This is a genomic window from Sphingorhabdus sp. (genome assembly GCF_046596595.1).
GTDB lineage: Bacteria > Pseudomonadota > Alphaproteobacteria > Sphingomonadales > Sphingomonadaceae > Sphingorhabdus_B.
On the sequence record NZ_JBKJMB010000118.1, the window covers coordinates 1 to 7,633 of the forward strand.

The window sequence follows — 7,633 nt, forward strand, 5'->3', positions numbered from 1 at the left end:
GCGTTTCTTCACACCGCTCTTGGTCTTGAGCTTGGGCATTTTGGTCTCCTTTGTTGAGTCCGTATCAAGCCGACATGGCAGCCCTATTGGCCAGCCTGCTTATTCGGAAGGCGCGCGCCTAGCGGGATTCGCGTGTGAATGCAAGTCTATTGGCCGTTTTGCGGCGCAGGAATCTGCAATGCCTGAAGCAGCTGCCCTACAATGTGCGCACGCTCCCGGTTGGAAGCAATGCTGATCAACCGGGGCATTGCAAGATATTGCCCCGGGGACATGCCCATGAATTGGTGAAATTCACGGTTGAAATGGGCCTGATCAAAATAATGCCGGTCAAGCGCGTCGGACCATTTCAGTTCAGGATGCTCCATCGCGGTCGCCATTGTGCGCAGGAAGCGTTGACGGCGCAGCAACAATTTTGGCGGAAAGCCGAACACCCGGCGCGATAGGCGCTCAAGCCGTTGCGTACTGATCGCGGTCGCTTCCGAAAGCTCGCCGACGTTGCTGATCTCCGGGTTCGCAATGGCTTGGTGGATGCATTCAATGTCTGCCTCAAGCGGGTCTGGGCTCGCAATAACCTGCAACAAGAGATGGTCAAACAAGGCGGCAATTTGTTCCGGATCATTCAATCCCTCAATCTCGCGCCTGAGCCGCGCGAGCACGGCAAACTCGGGCGCACTGTCGACTGCAGTTACCCTGTTCGCCCAGCGATCAGCTGGACAGCCAACTATCCGGTACCAGCCCAAAGGCAGAAGGCCAATTCCGACGAGACGGACGTTACGAAAACGAACCAATGCTGCTTTGCCGGTTGGACCAGTCACGCTGTCGTCGGGAATGCTTAGAGGATCAAGGCCAACAATATTGCCCGTCGCCGCGCCGCGCATGGTAAAACGAATAGCAGCCCATTCCGGATACAAAAAATCTTCATGCTCCGTGTCATCTGTGCCGGTGTCGACGAAATAATATGTTGAGAGATAGCGCCGAAGCGGCGGTGCGGGCAGAATGAAATTAACCGGGCTGGCGTCGGCTAATTCTGACATATCAATGTTGGCACGCCAGCGCTTCGAGTACGTCTTCAAGCCGTGCCGGGTCGCCCACGGCAACGACATGCCCATCTGAAGCCCCGTGAAGTGGCTCCCCCGCCCAATCGCTCATCATGCCGCCTGCCCCTGTTACAACGGGAATTAAAGCAGCAAAATCATGCAGCTTCAAGCCTGCTTCGACCACGATATCAATATGGCCGCTCGCGAGCAGTGCGTAATTGTAGCAGTCGCCGCCAAAGAGCATTTTTTTATGTGCCGTTTGGGCGGCAAGATCCATGAAATGGTCGCCGTCATGCTGGCTGAAATATTGCGGCCCAGAGCTGGCTAAGGTTGCTTGCGTCAGTGTCCGGCACGAACGGGTTTGAACTGGCGCGCCGTTCAATGTCGTGGGATAGCCTGCTGCACCGACCCAACGTTCGGAATTGATGCATTGGTCAATGATGCCCAAGACTGGCCAATTGTCCTCAAGCAAGGCAATCAACGTTCCGAATATCGGGCGCCCCGCCATGAAACTTATGGTGCCATCGATCGGGTCGATTATCCAGGTACGGCCCGAACTGCCGGTTTTTTCGCCAAATTCCTCGCCAATGATGCCGTCACGTGGGCATTCGGCGTCAATTATCCGGCGAATGGCAGTTTCGGCGGCGCGGTCTGCCTCGGTCACAGGCGAAGCATCTGCTTTGGCTTCATGCGTATATGTCGACCGGAAAAATGGCCGGATTGCTTGCCCGGCCGCGTCCGCCAAGCGGTTGGCCAAGAGAATATCCGCCGGCGTCATCAATCGAACAAGGAGCTAACAGAGCTTTCGTCGGCAATCCGCTTGATTGCTTCACCCAGCAAGGGTGCAATGGGTAACTGGCGGATTTTGGCACTTACATTCGCGGCTTCCGACGCAATGATCGAATCGGTAATCACCAGCTTGCGCAGCGACGATGCGTTGACGCGGTTGACGGCCTCGCCTGACAAAACGCCGTGCGTGATATAGGCAACAACGTCCGATGCGCCTGCTTCTTTCAACGCGTCCGCAGCATTGCACAAAGTGCCTGCGCTGTCGGCAATATCATCTATCAGGATGCAAAAGCGGTCTTTCACATCACCGATAATATTCATGACTTCCGATACACCAGCCTTTTCGCGACGCTTGTCGACGATAGCCAGCGGCGCGTCATCCAAGCGCTTGGCGAGCGCGCGCGCGCGCACCACGCCGCCGACGTCAGGCGACACGACGGTGATATTCTTATTCCCATGCCGCTCCAATATGTCCGCGCTCATCACCGGCGCACCATATAAATTGTCGGTCGGAATGTCGAAAAAGCCCTGAATTTGTCCAGCGTGCAGATCAACGGTCAGCACGCGGTCGGCGCCTGCTTCGGTAATCAGATTGGCAACCAGCTTGGCCGAAATTGGCGTCCGCGGGCCGGGCTTACGGTCCTGACGGGCATAGCCAAAATAGGGCAGAACCGCCGTGATGCGCTTGGCTGAAGCACGACGCAAGGCGTCGATCATGATCAGCAGTTCCATCAAATTGTCATTTGCTGGATGGCTTGTCGATTGAATGACAAACATGTCTTCGCCGCGGACATTTTCGTGGATCTCCACGAAAATTTCATTGTCGGCAAAACGGCGGACGCTGGCATCGGTCAGCGGCAGGTTCATATAATCGGCAATACCCTGTGCGAGCGGTAGATTGCTGTTGCCCGTCATCAATTTCATGTCCGTAGTTCCCGACTAATGGCCCGGCCGAGCCTTATCCCCATATTCTTTCGCCGCTCTAGCGAGGCGGGGCTTCCCTGACAATCGGCTTGCTCCGCTACATTGTGGACAATAAGGGTGGGTGCATGACAAATCAGCTTATTATCGCAATCGCTCAGCTCAACCAACGGGTTGGGGACCTGGCGGGAAACGCTCAGGCGATGTTGGCATGGCGGGCGAAGGCAGCCGGCGCTGACCTCATCGTGTTTCCGGAGCAACAGCTGATTGGTTATCCAGCAGAAGATCTGGTGTTGAAGCCGACCTTTGCGGCCCGTGCCGCCGCTGAACTCAATGAGCTTGCTGCTGCGACTGCCGATGGTGGGCCAGCAATGCTCGTTGGATCAATCTTTCGCGATAACGGCGCGCTATACAACGGCATTGCGCTTCTCGACGGCGGACGGATTTCGGCGGTGCGCTACAAGCATGAGTTGCCCAATTACGGCACTTTCGATGAAAAACGGATTTTTGCCGCTGGCCCCCTCCCCGAGCCAATCGAATTTCGCGGTGTGCGTATGGGGGTGCCGATCTGCGAAGATGGCTGGCTTGCGCCTGTCAGCCTGCACTTGAAAGAACGCGGGGCGGAGCTGCTCATTTCGACCAATGGCAGCCCCTATGAAATAGACAAGGATGACCGCAGGCTTGAGGAAGTATTCGCGGCGCGTGTGCGGGAAACGGGTCTGCCTTTGATGTTCCTGAACCGGGTCGGCGGACAGGATGAACTGGTGTTCGACGGCAGTTCTTTTGTGCTGAACGCTGATGGCACGGTGGCGCACCGCTTGCCCGATTGGGAGGAGCATTTGCGCATGACGCACTGGCATCGCGGTGACGGTGGATGGGCCTGTGCCGATGGCCCAAAGGCAATGTGGGAAGAACATCCAGCCGATATCTACAGCGCAATGGTCGTGGGACTACGCGATTATGTCGACACCAATCGCTTCCCTGGCGTGGTGCTTGGCATGTCTGGCGGAATCGACAGCGCGTTGTGCGCGGCGATTGCGGCGGATGCACTTGGTCCCGATCGCGTCTGGTGCGTGATGTTGCCCAGCCGCTATACCAGCCAGTCAAGCCTCGACGATGCAGCCGAATGCGCGGCGATGATAGGGTGTAAAATCGACAACATCCCCATTTCGCCAGCCGTCGTCGCATTTGATGAAATGCTGTCGGGCAGTTTCGCCGATCGCGATGTCGATATCACTGAGGAAAATGTGCAATCGCGCATCCGGGGTGTGACGTTGATGGCGTTATCCAATAAATTTGGGCACATGCTCCTGACGACGGGCAACAAGAGCGAAATGAGCGTTGGTTATGCGACAATTTATGGCGATATGGCCGGCGGATATAATCCGTTAAAAGACGCCTATAAGATGACCGTCTTTGCCATTTCAAAATGGCGCAATAGCCATAAACCCCGCATCGGCCTTGGCCGCGATGGCCCAGTGATCCCGGACAATGTCATTGATAAGCCCCCAAGCGCGGAATTGCGCCCCGACCAAAAAGACAGCGACTCGCTTCCCGATTATCCCGTCCTTGATAAAATGCTTTTGGCGTTGGTGGAGGAGGAGCGATCCGTTGACGAGGTTGTTGCGCTCGGCTTCGACAGGGAAGTTGTGACGCGGATTGAACGGTTATTGTATCTGGCCGAGTATAAGCGGCGGCAGGCTCCTCCGGGGGTGAAACTTGGCACGCGCAATTTTGGCCGCGACCGGCGTTACCCCATCACCAATGCTTTCCGAAGCGGCTGATAATCCCGTTGCGTGTAAATAGGGCACTGGAAATCGCGGCCCCGGCCGCTTATTGAAGAACCATGGCTTTTTTCAAAGATGTATCGTTGCGCAGTGCAGGGTCTGACCTCATCGGCTTTCTACGCGCACCGGGCCGGCACAGTCCCTTACTCTTCCTTGCGGCCTGTGTGCCCACGGCGATCATCATGTATACATTTTATCTCGACGCGATGGAGAAGGGTACGCCGCCCCCGCGCGAGATCATCTATGTCGAAAGCTGGCCCGCCTCGCGCTCAATCCAGGAATCAAAAGTAGCTATTGCCGAACGCCAGAAGCGGAAAGACGAGCTCCGGCTCCGTGAGAAAGAGGCATACAAGGCTTTCGGCCGTGCTGTTGGCATGGATGTCGACAGAATTGAGCGCGAGGCCGAGATGGAACAGGCCGCTAAAAAGTCTGCCGGTGCACAAGAAACTGCGGGAGCGATGCAATAGTTGCCACCAACGACCTGCGGTTTATGGCTGCGGCGCTGTCGTTGGCTGAGCGCGGCGTTGGCCGAACTGCGCTGAACCCGTCAGTTGGATGTATTATCGTAAAAAACGGCATTGTCGTGGGGCGTGGCTGGACTCAATCGGGCGGGCGTCCGCATGCTGAAGCGATGGCGCTGGCGCAGGCTGGTGGACATGCACAGGGCAGCACAATTTACGTGACATTGGAGCCATGCGCACATGTCTCACCGCGCGGACCGTCCTGTGCGCAGTCGCTGTGCCAAGCAGCGCCAGCGAAAGTTGTCATCGCGTTGCAGGATCCCGATCCACGCACCGCTGGCGACGGCATGAAGTCACTACGTGCATCAGGAATTGAGCTGTTGACTGACGTCATGCCATCACAAGCGCGCAGCAGCCTTGCAGGTTATCTGAGCCGAATGACCAAGGGCCGCCCTTTCGTGACGTTAAAAATGGCGACATCGCTTGACGGCCAAATCGCGATGGCAGACGGCAGCAGCCGGTGGATAACAGGAGAAGTTGCGCGGGCCCATAGCCATGTTGAACGTGCCCGTTCTGACGCGATTTTGGTTGGCGCAGGCACATTGCGTGCAGACAATCCGCAATTGAACATTCGGCTGGCAGGTCTTGAGGCACGGCAACCGCGTAAAATCATGCTGGGCAGCGGGGATGCTCCGCAAGGTTGGGAAGTCATTCGCGCACCAAGCGATATCGCCACGCTCGCCTGCAACACTTTGCTGATCGAGGGTGGTGCGGCAACGGCAACCGCATTTTTGCGGCAGGGGCTGGTTGACCGGTTGCTACTCTATCGTGCGCCGATCTTGCTTGGCTCCGGCAAGGCGTGCTTATCGGACATTGGCCTTGGGCAGCTCGCCGATGCCCATGGACGCTGGCAGTTTTCGGACTCCCGAAGCCTTGGCAAAGACCGTCTCGAAGTCTACGAGAAGCTCCATTAGAAAAGGGTGCGGCATTTATGTTTACAGGTATTATTACGGACGTCGGCAATATTCGGTCATGTGAACAGCGTGGTGACCTTCGTCTCGTAATCGCCTGCAATTATGACATGGACGATGTTGCAATCGGGGCATCGATTGCCTGTTCCGGAGTTTGTCTCACTGTGGTTGAAAAAGGTGATGGCTGGTTTGCGGTAGATGCGTCTGCAGAAACCGTGTCATGCACCGCAAAGGGCATGTGGGATGCTGGCACGCGGCTGAACCTCGAACGCGCCTTGAAAGTCGGCGACGAGCTTGGCGGGCATATCGTCACCGGCCATGTTGATGGCGTGGGGCAAATTGTCGGCAGCGAAACCATTGGTGATAGTTGGAAGGTGACAGTCGCTGCGCCAGCAAGCCTTGCCCCCTATATTGCAACCAAGGGATCAATCACGGTCGATGGCGTATCGCTGACGGTGAACGATATCGCGGATCAAGCAGATGGTTCTGCGCACTTTACGCTTAATATCATACCCCATACTGCGCAAATGACGACGTTGGACTCGCTTGGCATAGGGCGGCACATTAATTTGGAAATCGACGTGCTCGCCCGTTACCTAAAGCGGATGGAAGACCTGCGCCCCCGTTAAAATGGCAACCAGCGCTGCTTTTTCGAAAAGCGCATATAGCCGACATTCGCACCGAGCCGCAGGCCAGCCCCGACGCGAATGGGAATTAACACCACATCGTTACGGCGCAGATAGCTCGCATTGAATCCGCCGCCGAGATAGGCAACACCCTCTGCTGCCGGAAAGCGATTATAAATTTCCTCGGTATCGTATAAATTATACACCAGAATGAATGTGCTGCCCGCGTTTGCGCCAGCGTCGGGACCAATGGAAGGCCCAGTCCAATAAACGGGCTTTTCGCCTTCAACCCGGTGATTCAAAGTGCCTGATCCGTAACGCAGGCCAACGATAAAGGCGCCGCCGCCTTCGCGTCCGACAATATAGCCATTCGGACGGCCCTGTTTTTTCAGGATGTCTTCAATTAGCATCGCCAGGCCTTGCGCACCTTTGCCAAAAACACCTTCTGCGGCACCGATCAGATCATCCTCCTGATATGTATCTTGAGTTGAGACAGCCACCGTCGCCGCGGCGTCAGGCTGGGAGGGTGCCGGTTCACTCGGGAGCCCATCGGTTGGCACGCCATCTTGCATCGCTGGGCTGTTGCTCGATGTCGGACCAGCGGCTGGCGGCGGCGTTCCAAGATCCGAATCGATGACATCATTCGGATCAACTTTATTAATCTGAGCGCTGGCCGGTGATGCAACAAGCGCACTTGCCGCCAGCAACATCAGCATGAAATTTCCGGTCCGTTTGAATCCCCATTTTACATGCAACATGCCACTCTACCCTCACAAAAATATCGATCACCTTATGGATTCTCCGGATGAGCGCATGATGAACAGGCGACGATGCGAGTCCAGTGCGCGCCAGAGCGACCCTGTTTGGTTAATTTTCTTCTTATCTCAACGCTGTGTCAATAACCATTGCAGCCCAAAGCATGCCCCGCTATAGGCCGCCGATGCCAAGCGCACAGGAGACGTGGGTGAGTGGCTGAAACCAACGGTTTGCTAAACCGTCGTACTGGTAAATCCGGTACCGAGGGTTCGAATCCCTCCGTCT

Annotated in this window: 8 protein-coding genes; 4 read left to right on the top strand and 4 right to left on the bottom strand. The window is 56.2% G+C overall.

Annotated features, from left to right (window positions below; all coding sequences use genetic code 11):
* Window positions 1-146: 146 nt before the first annotated feature.
* From ACLL9E_RS11625 to ACLL9E_RS11635, 3 genes are read right to left on the bottom strand one after another with little or no spacing between them, the layout of a single operon-like run.
* Complete coding sequence (locus ACLL9E_RS11625) at window positions 147-1,034, bottom strand: helix-turn-helix domain-containing protein (protein ID WP_411291898.1); 888 nt, start codon at window positions 1,032-1,034, stop codon at window positions 147-149.
* Between the two features lies 1 nt (window position 1,035).
* A complete protein-coding gene (gene hisN, locus ACLL9E_RS11630) occupies window positions 1,036-1,815 on the bottom strand; it encodes a histidinol-phosphatase (protein ID WP_411291904.1) in 780 nt (259 codons plus the stop codon).
* A complete protein-coding gene (locus tag ACLL9E_RS11635) occupies window positions 1,815-2,750 on the bottom strand; it encodes a ribose-phosphate pyrophosphokinase (RefSeq protein ID WP_411291899.1) in 936 nt (311 codons plus the stop codon). Before ACLL9E_RS11635 ends, hisN begins: the two co-directional genes overlap by 1 nt.
* A 125-nt stretch (window positions 2,751-2,875) precedes the next feature.
* Between ACLL9E_RS11635 and ACLL9E_RS11640 the strand changes: the two genes are divergently transcribed.
* The 4 genes from ACLL9E_RS11640 to ACLL9E_RS11655 all read left to right on the top strand — a co-directional run bounded on the left by ACLL9E_RS11640 (window position 2,876) and on the right by ACLL9E_RS11655 (window position 6,595).
* Window positions 2,876-4,531 (top strand): NAD+ synthase, encoded by a 1,656-nt coding sequence (locus tag ACLL9E_RS11640; RefSeq protein WP_411291900.1) that lies wholly within the window; start codon window positions 2,876-2,878, stop codon window positions 4,529-4,531.
* A gap of 62 nt (window positions 4,532-4,593) precedes the next feature.
* Window positions 4,594-5,001, top strand: a complete 408-nt coding sequence (locus ACLL9E_RS11645; RefSeq protein WP_411291901.1) for a hypothetical protein — start codon at window positions 4,594-4,596, stop codon at window positions 4,999-5,001.
* Window positions 4,998-5,969: a bifunctional diaminohydroxyphosphoribosylaminopyrimidine deaminase/5-amino-6-(5-phosphoribosylamino)uracil reductase RibD gene (gene ribD / locus ACLL9E_RS11650; protein ID WP_411291905.1), complete on the top strand. Its 972-nt coding sequence runs from the start codon at window positions 4,998-5,000 to the stop codon at window positions 5,967-5,969. Before ACLL9E_RS11645 ends, ribD begins: the two co-directional genes overlap by 4 nt.
* A 17-nt stretch (window positions 5,970-5,986) precedes the next feature.
* Window positions 5,987-6,595, top strand: coding sequence for a riboflavin synthase (locus ACLL9E_RS11655; RefSeq protein ID WP_411291902.1), 609 nt, complete (start codon window positions 5,987-5,989; stop codon window positions 6,593-6,595).
* Here the strand turns inward: ACLL9E_RS11655 and ACLL9E_RS11660 are convergent.
* Window positions 6,592-7,350 carry a DUF1134 domain-containing protein gene (locus ACLL9E_RS11660; protein ID WP_411291903.1) on the bottom strand — a complete coding sequence of 253 codons (759 nt, stop codon included), beginning with the start codon at window positions 7,348-7,350 and terminating at the stop codon, window positions 6,592-6,594. The genes ACLL9E_RS11655 and ACLL9E_RS11660 overlap by 4 nt on opposite strands.
* Window positions 7,351-7,633 lie beyond the last annotated feature (283 nt).